This window comes from Noviherbaspirillum album (assembly GCF_035916955.1).
GTDB classification, from domain to species: domain Bacteria; phylum Pseudomonadota; class Gammaproteobacteria; order Burkholderiales; family Burkholderiaceae_D; genus Noviherbaspirillum; species Noviherbaspirillum album.
The window spans coordinates 34,067-49,061 of the sequence record NZ_JAWIIV010000019.1 but is presented as its reverse complement, the minus strand read 5'-3'; the positions used below and the strand labels follow the sequence as shown (position 1 = coordinate 49,061).

Sequence of the window (14,995 nt, the reverse complement as noted above, 5' to 3'; positions counted from 1 at the left end):
AAGCCTGCCAGATCGCACGATTTGGCAGGCTTTTTTGTTGGTTTTTCAGCCGTGCTTGGGTTAAGCCAAAAGTGCGATTGCCATTTCTGCACTACAATCGCACCTTTGCGTAAAAAAATTCCGCTGTGCCTAATCTTGTCGAAATCCGCGATCTGCATTTTGCCTATGGACCGCGAACTATCCTCTCCGGACTGCATATGGATTTCCCCCGGGGGAAGGTGGTCGCCGTCATGGGCGGCTCCGGCTCGGGCAAAACCACGATCCTGCGCCTGATCGGCGGGCAGATTTCCCAGCAGCGCGGCACGGTTGCCGTCGCCGGCGAGGCCATCGACCCGCGCAACAGCAAGGCGCTCTATCAGCAGCGCCGCAAGATGGGCATGCTGTTCCAGCACGGCGCGCTGTTCACCGATCTGTCGGTCTTCGAAAATGTCGCCTTCCCGCTGCGCGAGCATACCCGCCTGCCGGAAGACATGATCCGCGACCTGGTCCTGATGAAGCTGCATGCGGTCGGCCTGCGCAACGCGGCGCAGCTCAAGCCTTCCGAGATTTCCGGCGGCATGGCGCGCCGGGTGGCGCTGGCGCGGGCAGTTGCGCTCGATCCGCAGCTGATCATGTACGACGAACCCTTCGCCGGGCTCGATCCGATCTCGATGGGCGTGACCGCCAACCTGGTCCGCCGCCTCAACGATGCGCTGGGCTCGACTTCGATCGTGGTATCGCACGACGTGCATGAAACCTTCAACATCGCAGACCACGTCTACTTCCTGTCGCAGGGAAAAATCGTCGCGCACGGCACGCCGGAACAGATGCGCTCTTCGGACGACCCATATGTAAGGCAGTTCGTGCATGCCCAGGCGGATGGCCCGGTGCCTTTCCATTACCCTGGCCGCTCGCTGGCGGAAGATCTGCAATTGGGAGACCGCCGATGATAGTCAATGCGGTATCGGCTGTCGGCCGCTGGGTACGGGAATCGATTTCCAATGTCGGCTTCGCGACGCGCTCCTTCTTTTCCGTGCTGCTGGCATCGGCGGGCTTGTGGCGGCGCCCGAGGCTGATCACGGACCAGATTCATTTCATCGGCAATTACTCGCTGGTGATCATCGCGGTATCCGGCCTGTTCGTCGGTTTCGTGCTCGGGCTGCAGGGGTATTACACCCTGAACCGCTACGGTTCGGAACAGGCGCTGGGCTTGCTGGTGGCGCTGTCGCTGACGCGCGAACTGGGGCCGGTAGTGACGGCCCTGCTGTTCGCCGGACGCGCCGGCACTTCGCTGACCGCCGAAATCGGGTTGATGAAAGCCGGCGAGCAATTGTCGGCGATGGAAATGATGGCGGTGAATCCGATGGAGCGCGTGGTCGCGCCGCGCTTCTGGGCAGGGGTCATTGCGATGCCGATCCTGGCGGCGATCTTCAGCGCCGTCGGCATTCTGGGCGGCTATATTGTCGGCGTACAGATGATCGGCGTCGATGAAGGCGCGTTCTGGTCGCAGATGCAGGCTGGCGTCGATATCTGGAAAGACATCGCCAATGGCGTGATCAAAAGCGTGGTGTTCGGTTTTGCGGTAACGTTTGTTGCATTGTTCCAGGGCTATGAAGCCAAACCGACGCCGGAAGGGGTGGCGCGTGCGACGACGCGCACCGTGGTCATCGCGTCCCTGACCGTGCTGTGGCTGGACTTCCTGCTCACCGCCCTCATGTTCGATTGAATATCGGATTTCCGAAACCGCGGCAGGCAACGACGTCAACTTCGCCAACTGGGGAAGTCGGCGAGAAGACAAAGAACATTTTTATTGACGCGAAACCATACAAGTGGTTTTGCAGCCTATAGTGTGAGTATGTAGTCATGCAACGTAAATCATTGGACCTCTGGGTCGGCATTTTTGTCTTGTTGGGTGCGGCGGCGCTTGTGTTTCTGGCATTGAAGGCCGGAAACATGAGCTCCATCTCATTTGCTCCCACCTATACGGTTGTAACCCGGTTCGACAATATCGGCGGCCTCAAGCCGCGCGCGCCGGTCAAGAGTGCCGGCGTGGTGGTGGGGCGGGTGGCCGATATCCGATTCGACGACAAGACTTTCCAGGCCCACGTAACACTAAGCCTGGAAAGCACTTACAAGTTTCCCAAGGACAGTTCAGCCAAAATCCTGACATCCGGCTTGCTTGGCGAACAATATATCGGTCTGGAGCCAGGCGGGGATACCAACAACCTGGCAGCCGGCGACCGTATCAAAATGACACAATCCGCGGTGGTGCTGGAAAACCTGATCAGTCAGTTTCTCTATAGCAAGGCGGCGGAAGGAAAGGAAGGCGAATGACAATGAAGGCCGCACTATCAATAAAAACAAGCCTGGTTGCCATGGCACTCGTCTTATCCGGCTGCGCGACCACCAACCCCCAGGATCCGTTTGAAGGTTTCAACCGGGCCATGTTCACGTTTAATGACAAGGTGGATCAGGTGGCTGTCAAGCCGGCGGCCGAGGTGTACAGCAATGTGGTGCCGCAATTCGTGCAGATCGGTGTCGGCAATTTCTTCGGCAATCTCGGCGACGTCTGGACTGCAATCAACAATTTCCTTCAGGGCAAGGTAGAGGACGGTTTTTCCGATGTCATGCGGGTTGCCGTCAACTCCACTTTCGGTTTCGCCGGCGTACTCGATATCGGCTCCGAAGCCGGCCTGACCAAGCACAGGGAAGATTTCGGCCAGACGCTCGGCAAATGGGGCGTCAAGTCCGGTCCCTATGTCGTGCTACCCATCTTCGGATCTTCCACGCTGCGCGATACCGCTGCAATGCCGGTGGACATGGGTGCCGATCTCTGGAGTTATTACGATCCGGTGCGCTGGCGCAATGCCGGCTCCATCGTTCGCTTGGTGGACTTGCGCGCGAGCGTTCTCGATGCTTCCAATCTGGTCGAAGAAGCGGCGCTCGATCGTTATGTATTCGTGCGGGATGCTTACCTGCAGCGCAGGCAGAGCAAGGTGTACGACGGCGATGCTCCAAGCTCGAAATACGAACATGATGTCGGCCCGACCGAGGCCATCGACGAATCCGCAGGCAAGAATTTGCCTGCCTCCGCGTCGGAACCGGCTACCGGACCGGTTGTCAAACTGGAAAAAAATGAGGGTGCGGGCACCATGCCCGTCGCGGAAACAAAACAATAATACGGTTGGTTGGTATGCCTATCCGGCCTGTCGTGCGTTTCCCGAATTGCGGCGCGGCGTTCGCGCCGCCGAATACCGATGATCAATTTCCAATTGCTCTACTGCCAATTGCATTGCTGCTAATTGTCTAATTCATTCAGGAATTTATGAAACTGCTTAAGACTTTATTTGCCATCGCCAGCCTGACGATCGGTACGCTCGGCTTTGCGCCGGCTGCCTCGGCCCAGGAGGCGCCCGACGCGCTGGTCAAGCGCATCAGCCAAGAAGTCCTTGAAACCGCCAAGAGCGACAAGGATATTCAGGGCGGAAACCAGAAAAAAGTGCTCGACCTGGTGGAATCCAAGATTCTTCCCCACGTCGACTTTCAGCGCATGACCGCGCTGGCAGCCGGCCGTTTCTGGCGCGAAGCCACGCCGGAACAGCAGAAGCAGTTGACCAACGAGTTCCGTTCGCTGCTGATCTATACTTATTCCGGCGCCATTTCCCAGGTCAAGGATCAGAAGCTCGAGTTCAAGCCACTGCGCGCCGACGCGGCCGATACCGAAGTCGAGGTCCGTTCCCAAGTCCTGCAGCCGCGCGGCGGCGATCCGATCCAGCTGAACTACCGCCTCGAAAAATCGCCGAGCGGCTGGAAGATCTATGATGTGAACGTGCTCGGCGCCTGGCTGGTCGAGACTTACAAAGGCAACTTCGCCTCCGAAATCAACAAGGGCGGCATCGACGGCCTGATCAAGACGCTGTCGGACAGGAACAAGCGCCTTGCCGCAAGCGCCGCGAAAACCGCCAAGTCCTGATTCCGATACCGATCCATCCAATCCATCCATGTATCAGCCTACCCCGACGCTGACCGTCAATAACGCGCAGACCGTGCTTGAAGCCGGTTTGCGCGCGATCGCCGAAGGCCAGACCGAGATCGACCTGGGCGGCCTGTCCGTGGTCGATTCGGCCGCGGTGGCCACCATGCTGGCATGGCAGCGCGCCGCGCAGCGTGCCGGCAAGCCGCTTGCCTTCCGCAATCCCACCGCCAGCCTGAAAAGCCTGATCACGCTGTACGGCGTCGACGAGCTTGTTTCCGTCGCCCGCGCCGGCGAACATCAAGGCGATCTCGCCCATCATTGACGGTCCGCCCGCCGACCCGTCGATCCGTCCCTGTTCCGGCTTCCTGACCGGAAATCCAATATAATCAAGGGTTCCGCCAAAGCTTGCGTCGCCGAGCGCGCAAGCGGGCCCTCCCGATAAAGTGACCTAGCCGCCATGGCTGCAGCTCTTCAAATCGTCAATGTCGAAAAACGCTACAAGTCCCTTCAGGCGCTTGGCGGCGTTTCCCTGTCCATCGAACCGGGAGAATTCTTCGGCCTGCTGGGCCCGAACGGTGCGGGAAAGACAACCCTGATCTCCATCATCGCCGGCCTCAACCGCGCCGATTCCGGCACGGTATCAATCCATGGCCATGATGTCGTCAAGGACTACCGCGAAGCCCGCAAGCGGCTCGGGGTGGTGCCGCAGGAACTGGTGTTCGATCCGTTCTTCACGGTGCGCGAAACGCTGCGCATGCAGTCCGGCTATTTCGGCCTGAAGAAGAACGACGACTGGATCGACGAAGTGATGGCCAACCTGGACCTGACCAACAAGGCCGACACCAACACCCGCGCGCTGTCCGGCGGCATGAAGCGGCGCGTGCTGGTGGCCCAGGCCTTGGTGCACCGTCCGCCGGTGATCGTACTCGATGAGCCGACCGCGGGCGTCGATGTGGAGTTGCGCCAGACTCTGTGGAAATTCATTTCCCGCCTCAACCGCGAAGGCCATACCATCGTCCTCACCACGCATTACCTGGAAGAGGCGCAGGCCCTGTGCAACCGCATCGCCATGCTCAAGGCAGGCAGGGTGGTGGCGCTCGATTCCACGTCCGCATTGCTCAGGCGCATCTCGGGCTCGCAGCTGATCGTGCACCTGGCGAGCGGCAGCCTGCCGGATTCCCTCAAGCCGCTGGTGTCGCACCCTGACGAACTCATCGCCGGCGGCAAGTACACGCTGCGTGTCAACGACTACACCGAGGTCGAGCCGATACTGGCCAGGCTGCGCGAGGCCGGCGCCGTCATCGACGACATGCACCTGCAGCAGGCCGACCTGGAAGACGTGTTCATCCAGATCATGGAAGGGGAGAAGTGATGACCGGCTTCCAGACCCTGTTCTACAAGGAAATCCTGCGTTTCTGGAAAGTCGCGACCCAGACCATCACCGCGCCCATCCTGACCGCCATGCTCTACCTGCTGATCTTCGGCCATGTGCTGGAAGACCATGTGCAGGTGTATCCGGATGTGCGCTATACCGCCTTCCTGGTGCCCGGCCTGGTGATGATGAGCGTGCTGCAGAATGCGTTCGCCAACAGTTCCTCGTCGCTGATCCAGTCCAAGATCACCGGCAACCTGGTGTTCGTGCTGCTGCCGCCTCTGTCGCACTGGGACCTGTTCGCCGCCTATGTGCTGGCGGCCGTGGTGCGCGGCCTGGCCGTCGGCGCCGGCGTGTTCCTGATCACCACCTGGTTCACCGACCTCAGCTTCTTCGCGCCGTGGTGGATTGCCATCTTCGCCCTGCTGGGCGCCGCCATCCTCGGTACCATGGGCCTGATCGCCGGCATCTGGGCGGAGAAGTTCGACCAGCTCGCGGCCTTCCAGAATTTCCTGATCATGCCGGCAACCTTTCTGTCGGGCGTGTTCTATTCCATCCATTCGCTGCCGGTTTTCTGGCAGACGGTATCGCACTTCAATCCGTTTTTTTATATGATTGACGGCTTCCGTTACGGCTTCTTCGGCAAGTCCGACGTCGATCCATTGTTCAGCTTTTCCATTGTCAGCGTGTACTTCGCGCTGCTCGCGGGATTCGCGATCCGCATGCTCAAGCGCGGATACAAGCTGCGTCACTAAGACTAAGCATCACCAAGACCGTCAGGTCAACCAGGTCACAAAGGGAAGACCATGCTACCTACACCCGAGCTTGTCAAAACTTACATCGCCGCCGGCCTCGACTGCACCCACCTTGAGGTGGAAGGCGACGGCCAGCATTTCAACGCAGTGATCGTCTCCGATGCCTTCGCCGGCAAGCGCCTTATCCAGCGCCACCAGCTGGTGTATGCGGCGCTGGGCGACCGCATGCGCGAAGAAATCCATGCACTGTCGATGAAGACTCTCACACCTGAAGAATTCCAGAAATAATGGACAAGCTCCTCATTACCGGGGGCAAGCGCCTGTCCGGGGACATCACCATTTCCGGCGCCAAGAATGCGGCGCTGCCCATCCTTTGCGCCGGCCTGCTGACGGCCGACACGGTGCAGCTGTCCAACGTGCCGCATTTGCAGGACGTCAACACCATGCTCAAGCTGCTGCGCCAGATGGGGCTGCGCGTCGAGCAGGACGGCGACCGCTATTCCCTCAATGGCGGGGCCATCGACAAGTGCGAGGCGCCCTATGAAATGGTGAAAACCATGCGCGCATCGATCCTGGTGCTCGGCCCGTTGCTGGCGCGTTTCGGCGAAGCCAAGGTGTCGCTGCCCGGCGGCTGCGCGATCGGCTCGCGCCCGGTTGACCAGCACATCAAGGGCCTGCAGGCGATGGGCGCCGACATCAGCATCGAGGCCGGCTACATTCATGCCAAGGCCAGGAAGTTGAAGGGCGCGCGCATCGTCACCGACATGATCACCGTCACCGGCACCGAGAACCTGCTGATGGCGGCAACCCTTGCCGAAGGCGAGACCGTGCTGGAAAACGCGGCGCGCGAACCGGAAGTCACCGACCTCGCCAATCTGCTGGTGGCGATGGGCGCGAAGATCGACGGCATCGGCACCGACCGCCTGGTGGTACAGGGCGTCGACAAGCTGCATGGCGCATCGCACACCGTGATCGCCGACCGCATCGAGACTGGCACCTTCCTGTGCGCGGTCGCGGCGGCCGGCGGCGACGTCACGCTGAGGAACACCCGCAGCGACATCCTCGAAGTGGCCATCGACAAGCTGCGCGAAGCCGGCGCCGTCATCACCACCGGCCCCGACTCGATCCGGGTGCAGATGTCGGCGCGTCCGAAGGCCGTCAGCTTCCGCACCATCGAATATCCCGGCTTCCCGACCGACATGCAGGCCCAGTTCATGGCGCTCGACTGCATCGCCGAAGGCAGCAGCCGCGTGACCGAGACCATCTTCGAGAACCGTTTCATGCACGTGCAGGAACTCAACCGCCTCGGCGCCTCGATAGAAATCGACGGCCATACCGCGATCGTGCAGGGTGTCGACAAGCTGGTCGGCGCGCCGGTGATGGCAACCGACCTGCGCGCCTCCGCTTCGCTGGTGATCGCGGCGCTGGCGGCGCAAGGGCAGACGCTGGTCGACCGCATCTACCACCTCGACCGCGGCTACGACCGCATGGAAGTCAAGCTGTCTGCGGTCGGCGCCAACATCGAGCGGGTCAAGTAAATGAGCCGGCAACTGACACTCGCACTCTCCAAGGGCCGCATTTTCGAAGAAACCCTGCCGCTGCTGGAGGCGGCCGGCATCAAGGTCACCGAAAACCCGGAAAAGTCGCGCAAGCTGATCCTGCCGACCACCGATCCCGACGTTCGCGTCATCATCGTGCGCGCCTCCGACGTGCCGACCTATGTGCAGTACGGCGCGGCCGATTTCGGCGTGGCCGGCAAGGATGTGCTGCTCGAGCATGGCGGCGAAGGGCTGTACCAGCCGATCGACCTCAACATCGCCAAGTGCCGGCTGTCGGTCGCCGTGCCCGCCGGCTTCGACTACGCCAGCGCGGTGCGCCAGGGCGCGCGCCTGCGCGTGGTCACCAAGTATGTCAAGTGCGCTAGCGAACACTTCGCCGCCAAGGGCGTCCACGTGGACCTGATCAAGCTCTACGGCTCGATGGAGCTGGGCCCGCTGGTCGGCCTGTCGGATGCCATCGTCGACCTGGTCAGCACCGGCAGCACGCTGCGCGCCAACAACCTGGTCGAGGTCGAACACATCCTCGACATCTCTTCGCGCCTGGTGGTCAACCAGGCCGCATTGAAACTCAAGCGCGAGCGCCTGCAGCCCATCCTGGAGGCCTTCGAGCAAGCCTCGGCAAGCCAAGCCCCGAAAGCGGCATGACACCATGACCATCCAGATCCGCAAACTCGATTCCAGCGTTCCCGATTTCAAGGCCCGGCTGTCCGCCGTGCTCGCGTTCGAAGCCAGCGAGGATGAAGCGATCGACCGCGCCGCCGCGCAGATCCTCGCCGACGTCAAGGCCCGCGGCGATGCCGCCGTGCTCGACTACACCAATCGCTTCGACAAGCTGGAAAGCGGCAGCGTCGCCAGCCTGGAAATCGGCAAGGATGAGCTGCGCGCCGCCCTCGAATCGCTCGCACCCGAGCGCCGCAATGCATTGCAGACCGCCGCCGACCGCGTGCGCGCCTATCACGAGCGGCAGAAGGCCGAAACCGGCAGCGACGGCTTCACCTACACCGAAGCCGACGGCACCGTGCTCGGCCAGAAGGTCACGCCGCTCGACCGGGTAGGCATCTACGTCCCCGGCGGCAAGGCCGCCTATCCGTCGTCGGTGCTGATGAACGCGATCCCGGCCAAGGTGGCGGGCGTGCAGGAAGTCATCATGGTGGTGCCCACGCCCAACGGCGTGAAGAATGAACTGGTGCTGGCCGCCGCCGCCATCGCCGGCGTCGACCGCGTCTTCACCATCGGCGGCGCGCAGGCCGTCGGCGCGCTGGCCTACGGCACCGCCACCATTCCGCAGGTCGACAAGATCGTCGGACCCGGCAATGCCTATGTCGCCGCCGCCAAGCGCCGCGTGTTCGGCATCGTCGGCATCGACATGATCGCCGGCCCGTCGGAAATCCTGGTGCTGTGCGATGGTTCCACCGATCCCGACTGGGTGGCGATGGACCTGTTCTCCCAGGCCGAGCATGACGAACTGGCACAATCCATCCTGGTCTGCCCGGACGACGCCTATATCGCGAAGGTCGAGGCCAGCATCAATCGCCTGCTCGACGGCATGCCGCGCAAGGACGTGATCCGCACCTCGCTCACCAACCGCGGCGCGCTGGTCAAGGTGCGCGACATGGACGAGGCCTGCGAGATCGCCAACCTGATCGCGGCCGAACACCTGGAGATCTCGGCGGAACAGCCGCAGCAGTGGGCCGACAAGGTGCGCCATGCGGGCGCCATGTTCCTCGGGCGCTTTTCCTCGGAATCGCTGGGCGACTACTGCGCCGGCCCCAACCATGTGCTGCCGACCTCCCGCACCGCGCGTTTCTCCTCGCCGCTTGGCGTCTACGATTTCCAGAAGCGTTCCAGCATCATCCACGTCAGCGAAGCCGGCGCGCAGACGCTGGGCAGGATCGCCGCCGAGCTCGCCTACGGCGAAGGCCTGCAGGCACATGCCGGCTCGGCCGAGTACCGGCTCAAATGAGGGCGTCGGAACCGCGGCGCGGTGCGGCTTTTGCGGGCGCATTGCTCGGTGAACGGCAATGACGTCCTGGCTCAATACCGTCCATTGCGAAGACGCGCTGCAGGGCCTGGCCCGCATTCCCGACGCCAGCATCGACCTGCTGATCGCCGATCCGCCCTACGGCCTGGGCAAGGATTACGGCAACGACTCCGACAAGCTCGATGCCGAAGCCTACCTGCAATGGACCGAGCAGTGGGTCGATGCGGCGCTGCCGAAGCTCAAGCCCAACGGCAGCTTCTATATCTTCCTGACCTGGCGCTATTCGCCGGAAATCTTCGTCATGCTGAAAAAGCGCATGACCATGATCAACGAGATCATCTGGGACCGGCGCGTGCCGTCGATGGGCGGCAGCACCCGCCGCTTTTCCTCGGTGCATGACACCATCGGCTTCTTCGCCAAGGCGCGCGATTATCATTTCGACCTCGACGCGGTACGCATCCCGTATGATGCCGAAACCAAGAAGGCCAGGTCGCGTTCCATCTTCGTCGGCGCCAAGTGGCTGGAAATCGGTTATAACCCGAAGGACGTCTGGAGCGTGTCGCGGCTGCACCGCGAGCACCGCGAACGGGCCGATCATCCGACGCAAAAGCCGCTGGAAATCATCGAGCGCATGATCAAGGCGTCCTGTCCGCCCGACGGCATCGTGCTCGATCCCTTCATGGGCAGCGGCACGACCGCGGTGGCGGCCAGGCGCTGCGGCAGGAATTTCGTTGGCTTCGAACTCAATGCCGGCTATTGCGAACTGATCGATTCCCGTCTCGCGGCGCTGGACGACAAGGTCGCATGAAGCAAGCCATGAATCAAAACAGTTGCGGCAGGCAGCTCGCCGCTTTTCCGAGATCGAGATAAAAACACCATGTCCCTGATCGACACCATCATCCGAGCCGACGTGCGCGCGCTGGCGGCTTACCATGTGCCGGACTCCGCCGGCTTCGTCAAGCTCGACGCCATGGAAAACCCGTACACGCTGCCCGAACACCTGCGCGCCGAACTCGGAAAACGCCTCGCCGAAGTGGCGATGAACCGCTATCCGGTGCCGTCCTACAGCGAGCTCAAGCATAAGATCTGCACCGGCCTCGGCGTGCCCGCCGGCTACGACGTGGTGCTCGGCAACGGCTCCGATGAATTGATATCCATGCTGTCGGTCGCCTGCGCCAAGCCGGGCGCCAAGGTGCTGGCGCCGACGCCGGGCTTCGTCATGTATGCGATGTCGGCCAGGTTTGCCGGCATGGAATTCGTCGGCGTGCCGCTGAAGGCGGACTTCAGCCTCGACAAGCCGGCCATGTTGGCCGCGATTGCCGAGCACAAGCCCGCCATAGTCTACCTTGCCTATCCCAACAATCCGACCGGCAACCTGTTCGATGAAAGCGATATGGTCGACATCATCCGGGCGGCGCAGGATTGCGGCCTAGTGGTTGTGGACGAGGCCTACCAGCCGTTCGCGCAGGCGAGTTTCATGCCGCGCTTGCCGGAATTTGCTAATCTGGTAGTCATGCGCACCGTGTCCAAGCTGGGTTTGGCCGGCATCCGGCTCGGTTACATGTCGGCCGCCAGCGAACTGCTGGTCGAACTGGACAAGGTCCGCCCGCCGTACAACGTCAACGTACTGACCCAAGCCGCCGCCGAATTCGTGCTCGACCATGTCGATGTGCTCGATGCGCAGGCGGCCAGCTTGCGGGAAGAACGCGCGCGCCTGTCGGTCGCGCTGAGTGTGCTTCCGGGAATCGAAGTATTCCCGTCGGCAGCGAATTTCCTGCTGGTGCGCATCAACCATGAAAAAGTAAACGGCAATGATGTTTTTTCTGCATTATTAGATCGTAAGGTTTTGATCAAAAATGTCGGTAAAATGCACCCATTGCTCGAAAACTGCTTGCGGATCACCGTCAGCACCGCCGAAGAGAACCGCCTGCTGCTCGATGCCGTGATGGCATCGCTGGCTCCATAAATTTTAGTCATCATTCACATGTCCACGCCCCGCGTTGCAGAGGTCACCCGCAATACCAACGAGACGCAGATCCGCGTCGCGATCAACCTCGACGGTACCGGTCAGCAAAAGCTCAATACCGGTGTTCCTTTCCTTGACCACATGCTCGATCAGATCGCCCGCCACGGCTTGATCGATCTCGACATCGAAGCCAAGGGCGACCTGCACATCGATGCCCACCATACGGTCGAAGACGTCGGCATCACGCTGGGACAGGCCTTCGCCAAGGCCATCGGCGACAAGAAGGGTATCCGCCGCTACGGCCATGCCTATGTGCCGCTCGATGAAGCGCTGTCGCGCGTCGTGGTCGATTTCTCCGGGCGTCCCGGCATCGAATTCCACGTGCCGTTCAAGCGCTCGATGATCGGCGCGTTCGATGTCGACCTGACCCATGAATTCTTCCAGGGCTTCGTCAATCATGCGCTGGTCACATTGCACATTGATAATCTGCGCGGCGAAAATGCGCACCATCAGTGCGAAACCGTATTCAAGGCTTTCGGCCGCGCACTGCGCATGGCCGCCGAACTCGATCCGCGCGCTGCGGGAACGATTCCCTCGACCAAGGGCAGCCTGTAACGACTCAAGCGGGTAAAACGAATAAGCGGCGCAGGGCGTCGATTGATATTTCAGATATGAACAAGATCGTTGTTGTGGATTACGGCATGGGCAACCTGCGCTCGGTGGCGCAGGCGCTGCGCCATGTCGCGCCGGAAGCCGACGTGCGCATTTCCGGCGAACTCGCCGACATCCGTGCCGCCGACCGCCTGGTGCTCCCCGGGCAGGGCGCGATGCCTGACTGCATGCGCTGCCTGCGCGAATCCGGCCTGCAGGAAGCCGTGATCGAATCGACCCGCACCAAGCCCCTGCTGGGCGTGTGCGTCGGCGAGCAGCTGCTGTTCGACCTGAGCGAGGAAGGCAATACGCCGGGCATCGGCCTGATCCCGGGAAAAGTCGTGCGCTTTCGCCTTGACGGCATGCTGCAGGAAGACGGATCGCGCTTCAAGGTGCCGCAAATGGGCTGGAACCGGGTCCGGCAGACGCTGTCCCATCCGCTGTGGAATGGCATTGCTGACAACAGTTATTTCTACTTCGTGCACAGTTACTATGCGCAGCCGGCGGAAACAGCTCATACTGCCGGCGAGACCGACTACGGCGCACCCTTTGCATGCGCGGTCGCCAAAGATAATATATTCGCTACCCAGTTTCATCCGGAAAAGAGCGCTGCCGCAGGTTTGCAGCTTTACAAGAATTTCGCGCACTGGAATCCCTGATTCCAGAGAAGTTGTTTCTTTGTTTCGGTTTCAGCATCACTTTCATCAACCCACTCCATTACACATGTAGCCATGCTGCTCATACCTGCCATCGACCTCAAGGACGGTCATTGCGTGCGCCTGAAACAGGGCGATATGGAACAAGCCACCGTGTTTTCCGAAGATCCCGCCGAGATGGCGCGGCACTGGTTGATGCAGGGTGCGCGCCGGCTGCACCTGGTCGACCTGAACGGCGCCTTCGCCGGCAAGCCGAAGAATGAAGCGGCGGTGAAATCCATCATCCAGGTCGTGCGCGAGTTTGCGCTCGAGAACGACACGGACGAGATTCCCATCCAGCTGGGCGGCGGCATTCGCGACCTCGACACCATCGAGCGTTATCTTGACGACGGCCTGTCCTACATCATCATCGGCACCGCCGCGGTGAAGAATCCGGGCTTCCTGCACGACGCCTGCAGCGCCTTCCCCGGCCAGATCATCGTTGGCCTCGACGCCAAGGACGGCAAGGTCGCCACCGACGGCTGGAGCAAGCTGTCCGGGCATGAAGTCATCGACCTGGCCAAGAAATTCGAGGACTATGGCTGCGAAGCCATCGTCTACACCGACATCGGCCGCGACGGCATGATGGCCGGGGTCAACATCGACGCCACTGTCAAGCTGGCCCAGAGCATGACCATTCCCGTGATCGCCTCCGGCGGCGTGCACAACATCAAGGATGTGGAAGCCTTGTGCGCTGTGCAGGATGAAGGCATCGAGGGCGTGATCTGCGGCCGTTCCATCTATGAAGGCACGCTCGACCTGCGCGCCGCCCAGGAGCGCGCCGACGCTCTGAGCGGCATCGAGGAAGAGACGGAAGAAGAGTAAGCATGTCCCTTGCAAAACGCATCATCCCCTGTCTCGACGTCACCGCCGGCCGTGTGGTCAAGGGCGTCAATTTCGTCGAGCTGCGCGATGCCGGCGACCCGGTCGAGATCGCCCGCCGCTATGACGAGCAGGGCGCCGATGAACTGACCTTTCTTGACATCACCGCCACCTCCGACGGGCGCGACCTGATCCTGCACATCATCGAGGCGGTGGCGTCGCAGGTCTTCATTCCGCTGACGGTGGGCGGCGGCGTGCGCACCGTCGAGGATGTGCGCCGCCTGCTCAACGCCGGCGCCGACAAGATCAGCATCAACAGCACCGCGATCTCCAATCCGCAGATGGTGGCCGATGCCGCGCAGAAGTACGGCTCGCAATGCATCGTGGTGGCGATCGACGCCAAGCGCAAGGCTGAAGGTGGCTGGGAAGTGTTTTCCCACGGCGGCCGCAAGGCCACCGGCCTGGACGTGGTCGAATGGGCGAAAAAGATGGAAAGCCTGGGCGTCGGCGAAATCCTGCTGACCAGCATGGACCGCGACGGCACCAAGAGCGGCTTCGATCTCGACCTGACGCGCGCCGTCTCGGATGCGATCTCGATCCCGGTGATCGCCTCGGGCGGCGTTGGCGGCCTGAAGGATCTCGCCGACGGCATCCAGGTCGGCAAGGCCGATGCGGTGCTGGCGGCCAGCATTTTCCATTACGGCCAGCATACCGTGCAGGAAGCGAAGAAATTCATGTCCGGCCAGGGCATCCCGATGAGGCTGGCATGAGCTCGGCCGGCAAATGGCTCAACAAGGTGAAATGGGACGAGCAGGGGCTGGTTCCCGTCATCGCCCAGGAAGTTGGCAGCAATGATGTGCTGATGTTTGCCTGGATGAACCGCGATGCCCTGGCGAAGACGGTCGAACTCGGCGAGGCCGTGTACTGGAGCCGCTCGCGCAAGAAACTGTGGCACAAGGGTGAAGAGTCCGGCCACACGCAGAAGGTGCACGAGATTCGCCTCGACTGCGACGAGGATGTCGTGCTGCTGAAGGTCGAGCAGGTCGGCAAGATCGCCTGCCATACCGGACGGCATTCCTGCTTCTTCCAGAAATTCGAGGGCGACGCCAACGGCGGCGACTGGCAATCGGTCGATGCCGTCCTCAAGGACCCCGGCACCATTTACAAATAAGACATGCCAGGCCGCATGCAGCCAGGCATGATGGCATGGCGGCCGGTCAACGAAACCGATCACATCAA

General features: G+C 61.6%; 19 protein-coding genes. All 19 read left to right on the top strand.

Annotated elements, in window-relative coordinates:
- The first annotated feature begins 125 nt into the window (after positions 1 to 125).
- The 19 genes from RY831_RS20345 (at position 126) to hisI (ending at position 14,927) form a co-directional block, all read left to right on the top strand.
- Positions 126 to 929 (top strand): ABC transporter ATP-binding protein, encoded by an 804-nt coding sequence (locus RY831_RS20345; protein ID WP_326508209.1) that lies wholly within the window; start codon positions 126 to 128, stop codon positions 927 to 929.
- A complete protein-coding gene (gene mlaE / locus RY831_RS20340; protein ID WP_326508208.1) occupies positions 926 to 1,705 on the top strand; it encodes a lipid asymmetry maintenance ABC transporter permease subunit MlaE in 780 nt (259 codons plus the stop codon). The genes RY831_RS20345 and mlaE overlap by 4 nt, the downstream gene beginning before the upstream one ends.
- 137 nt (positions 1,706 to 1,842) lie before the next feature.
- The gene (gene mlaD, locus RY831_RS20335; RefSeq protein WP_326508207.1) at positions 1,843 to 2,313 is read left to right on the top strand and encodes an outer membrane lipid asymmetry maintenance protein MlaD; all 471 of its coding nucleotides are present in this window, start codon (positions 1,843 to 1,845) and stop codon (positions 2,311 to 2,313) included.
- A complete protein-coding gene (locus tag RY831_RS20330; protein ID WP_437126302.1) occupies positions 2,310 to 3,158 on the top strand; it encodes an MlaA family lipoprotein in 849 nt (282 codons plus the stop codon). Before mlaD ends, RY831_RS20330 begins: the two co-directional genes overlap by 4 nt.
- 146 nt (positions 3,159 to 3,304) lie before the next feature.
- Entirely contained in the window at positions 3,305 to 3,952 is a 648-nt protein-coding gene (locus tag RY831_RS20325; protein WP_326508206.1) for an MlaC/ttg2D family ABC transporter substrate-binding protein, read from the top strand.
- A gap of 28 nt (positions 3,953 to 3,980) precedes the next feature.
- On the top strand, positions 3,981 to 4,277 hold the full coding sequence (locus RY831_RS20320) for an STAS domain-containing protein (protein ID WP_326508205.1): 297 nt from the start codon (positions 3,981 to 3,983) through the stop codon (positions 4,275 to 4,277).
- A gap of 135 nt (positions 4,278 to 4,412) precedes the next feature.
- Positions 4,413 to 5,327 (top strand): ABC transporter ATP-binding protein, encoded by a 915-nt coding sequence (locus tag RY831_RS20315; protein WP_326508204.1) that lies wholly within the window; start codon positions 4,413 to 4,415, stop codon positions 5,325 to 5,327.
- The gene (locus tag RY831_RS20310; RefSeq protein WP_326508269.1) at positions 5,327 to 6,082 is read left to right on the top strand and encodes an ABC transporter permease; all 756 of its coding nucleotides are present in this window, start codon (positions 5,327 to 5,329) and stop codon (positions 6,080 to 6,082) included. The genes RY831_RS20315 and RY831_RS20310 overlap by 1 nt, the downstream gene beginning before the upstream one ends.
- A gap of 51 nt (positions 6,083 to 6,133) precedes the next feature.
- On the top strand, positions 6,134 to 6,370 hold the full coding sequence (locus RY831_RS20305) for a BolA family protein (protein WP_326508203.1): 237 nt from the start codon (positions 6,134 to 6,136) through the stop codon (positions 6,368 to 6,370).
- Positions 6,370 to 7,620: a UDP-N-acetylglucosamine 1-carboxyvinyltransferase gene (gene murA, locus RY831_RS20300; RefSeq protein ID WP_326508202.1), complete on the top strand. Its 1,251-nt coding sequence runs from the start codon at positions 6,370 to 6,372 to the stop codon at positions 7,618 to 7,620. The genes RY831_RS20305 and murA overlap by 1 nt, the downstream gene beginning before the upstream one ends.
- On the top strand, positions 7,621 to 8,286 hold the full coding sequence (hisG, locus tag RY831_RS20295; protein ID WP_326508201.1) for an ATP phosphoribosyltransferase: 666 nt from the start codon (positions 7,621 to 7,623) through the stop codon (positions 8,284 to 8,286).
- A 4-nt stretch (positions 8,287 to 8,290) separates the two neighbouring features.
- Complete coding sequence (hisD, locus tag RY831_RS20290) at positions 8,291 to 9,604, top strand: histidinol dehydrogenase (RefSeq protein WP_326508200.1); 1,314 nt, start codon at positions 8,291 to 8,293, stop codon at positions 9,602 to 9,604.
- A 58-nt stretch (positions 9,605 to 9,662) separates the two neighbouring features.
- Positions 9,663 to 10,430, top strand: coding sequence for a DNA-methyltransferase (locus RY831_RS20285; RefSeq protein WP_326508199.1), 768 nt, complete (start codon positions 9,663 to 9,665; stop codon positions 10,428 to 10,430).
- A gap of 69 nt (positions 10,431 to 10,499) precedes the next feature.
- Complete coding sequence (hisC, locus tag RY831_RS20280; RefSeq protein WP_326508198.1) at positions 10,500 to 11,588, top strand: histidinol-phosphate transaminase; 1,089 nt, start codon at positions 10,500 to 10,502, stop codon at positions 11,586 to 11,588.
- Between the two features lie 18 nt (positions 11,589 to 11,606).
- Complete coding sequence (gene hisB, locus RY831_RS20275; protein WP_326508197.1) at positions 11,607 to 12,203, top strand: imidazoleglycerol-phosphate dehydratase HisB; 597 nt, start codon at positions 11,607 to 11,609, stop codon at positions 12,201 to 12,203.
- A 56-nt stretch (positions 12,204 to 12,259) separates the two neighbouring features.
- Positions 12,260 to 12,898 (top strand): imidazole glycerol phosphate synthase subunit HisH, encoded by a 639-nt coding sequence (gene hisH / locus RY831_RS20270; RefSeq protein WP_326508196.1) that lies wholly within the window; start codon positions 12,260 to 12,262, stop codon positions 12,896 to 12,898.
- Positions 12,899 to 12,970: 72 nt separating this feature from the next.
- Entirely contained in the window at positions 12,971 to 13,759 is a 789-nt protein-coding gene (gene hisA, locus RY831_RS20265) for a 1-(5-phosphoribosyl)-5-[(5-phosphoribosylamino)methylideneamino]imidazole-4-carboxamide isomerase (protein ID WP_326508195.1), read from the top strand.
- 2 nt (positions 13,760 to 13,761) lie between these two features.
- Positions 13,762 to 14,526, top strand: coding sequence for an imidazole glycerol phosphate synthase subunit HisF (gene hisF, locus RY831_RS20260; RefSeq protein ID WP_326508194.1), 765 nt, complete (start codon positions 13,762 to 13,764; stop codon positions 14,524 to 14,526).
- A complete protein-coding gene (gene hisI / locus RY831_RS20255; RefSeq protein ID WP_326508193.1) occupies positions 14,523 to 14,927 on the top strand; it encodes a phosphoribosyl-AMP cyclohydrolase in 405 nt (134 codons plus the stop codon). Before hisF ends, hisI begins: the two co-directional genes overlap by 4 nt.
- The last annotated feature ends 68 nt before the right edge of the window (positions 14,928 to 14,995 follow it).

What these genes read in the sequence shown, in the direction of transcription:
- murA (WP_326508202.1), top strand. Translation starts at nt 6,370, where the DNA reads ATGGACAAGCTCCTCATTACCGGGGGCAAGCGCCTGTCCGGGGACATC.
- RY831_RS20315 (WP_326508204.1), top strand. Translation starts at nt 4,413, where the DNA reads ATGGCTGCAGCTCTTCAAATCGTCAATGTCGAAAAACGCTACAAGTCC.
- hisB (WP_326508197.1), top strand. Translation starts at nt 11,607, where the DNA reads ATGTCCACGCCCCGCGTTGCAGAGGTCACCCGCAATACCAACGAGACG.
- RY831_RS20305 (WP_326508203.1), top strand. Translation starts at nt 6,134, where the DNA reads ATGCTACCTACACCCGAGCTTGTCAAAACTTACATCGCCGCCGGCCTC.
- hisC (WP_326508198.1), top strand. Translation starts at nt 10,500, where the DNA reads ATGTCCCTGATCGACACCATCATCCGAGCCGACGTGCGCGCGCTGGCG.
- hisG (WP_326508201.1), top strand. Translation starts at nt 7,621, where the DNA reads ATGAGCCGGCAACTGACACTCGCACTCTCCAAGGGCCGCATTTTCGAA.
- mlaD (WP_326508207.1), top strand. Translation starts at nt 1,843, where the DNA reads ATGCAACGTAAATCATTGGACCTCTGGGTCGGCATTTTTGTCTTGTTG.
- RY831_RS20325 (WP_326508206.1), top strand. Translation starts at nt 3,305, where the DNA reads ATGAAACTGCTTAAGACTTTATTTGCCATCGCCAGCCTGACGATCGGT.
- hisD (WP_326508200.1), top strand. Translation starts at nt 8,291, where the DNA reads ATGACCATCCAGATCCGCAAACTCGATTCCAGCGTTCCCGATTTCAAG.
- hisH (WP_326508196.1), top strand. Translation starts at nt 12,260, where the DNA reads ATGAACAAGATCGTTGTTGTGGATTACGGCATGGGCAACCTGCGCTCG.
- RY831_RS20330 (WP_437126302.1), top strand. Translation starts at nt 2,310, where the DNA reads ATGACAATGAAGGCCGCACTATCAATAAAAACAAGCCTGGTTGCCATG.
- RY831_RS20320 (WP_326508205.1), top strand. Translation starts at nt 3,981, where the DNA reads ATGTATCAGCCTACCCCGACGCTGACCGTCAATAACGCGCAGACCGTG.
- hisF (WP_326508194.1), top strand. Translation starts at nt 13,762, where the DNA reads ATGTCCCTTGCAAAACGCATCATCCCCTGTCTCGACGTCACCGCCGGC.
- hisI (WP_326508193.1), top strand. Translation starts at nt 14,523, where the DNA reads ATGAGCTCGGCCGGCAAATGGCTCAACAAGGTGAAATGGGACGAGCAG.
- mlaE (WP_326508208.1), top strand. Translation starts at nt 926, where the DNA reads ATGATAGTCAATGCGGTATCGGCTGTCGGCCGCTGGGTACGGGAATCG.
- RY831_RS20285 (WP_326508199.1), top strand. Translation starts at nt 9,663, where the DNA reads ATGACGTCCTGGCTCAATACCGTCCATTGCGAAGACGCGCTGCAGGGC.
- hisA (WP_326508195.1), top strand. Translation starts at nt 12,971, where the DNA reads ATGCTGCTCATACCTGCCATCGACCTCAAGGACGGTCATTGCGTGCGC.
- RY831_RS20310 (WP_326508269.1), top strand. Translation starts at nt 5,327, where the DNA reads ATGACCGGCTTCCAGACCCTGTTCTACAAGGAAATCCTGCGTTTCTGG.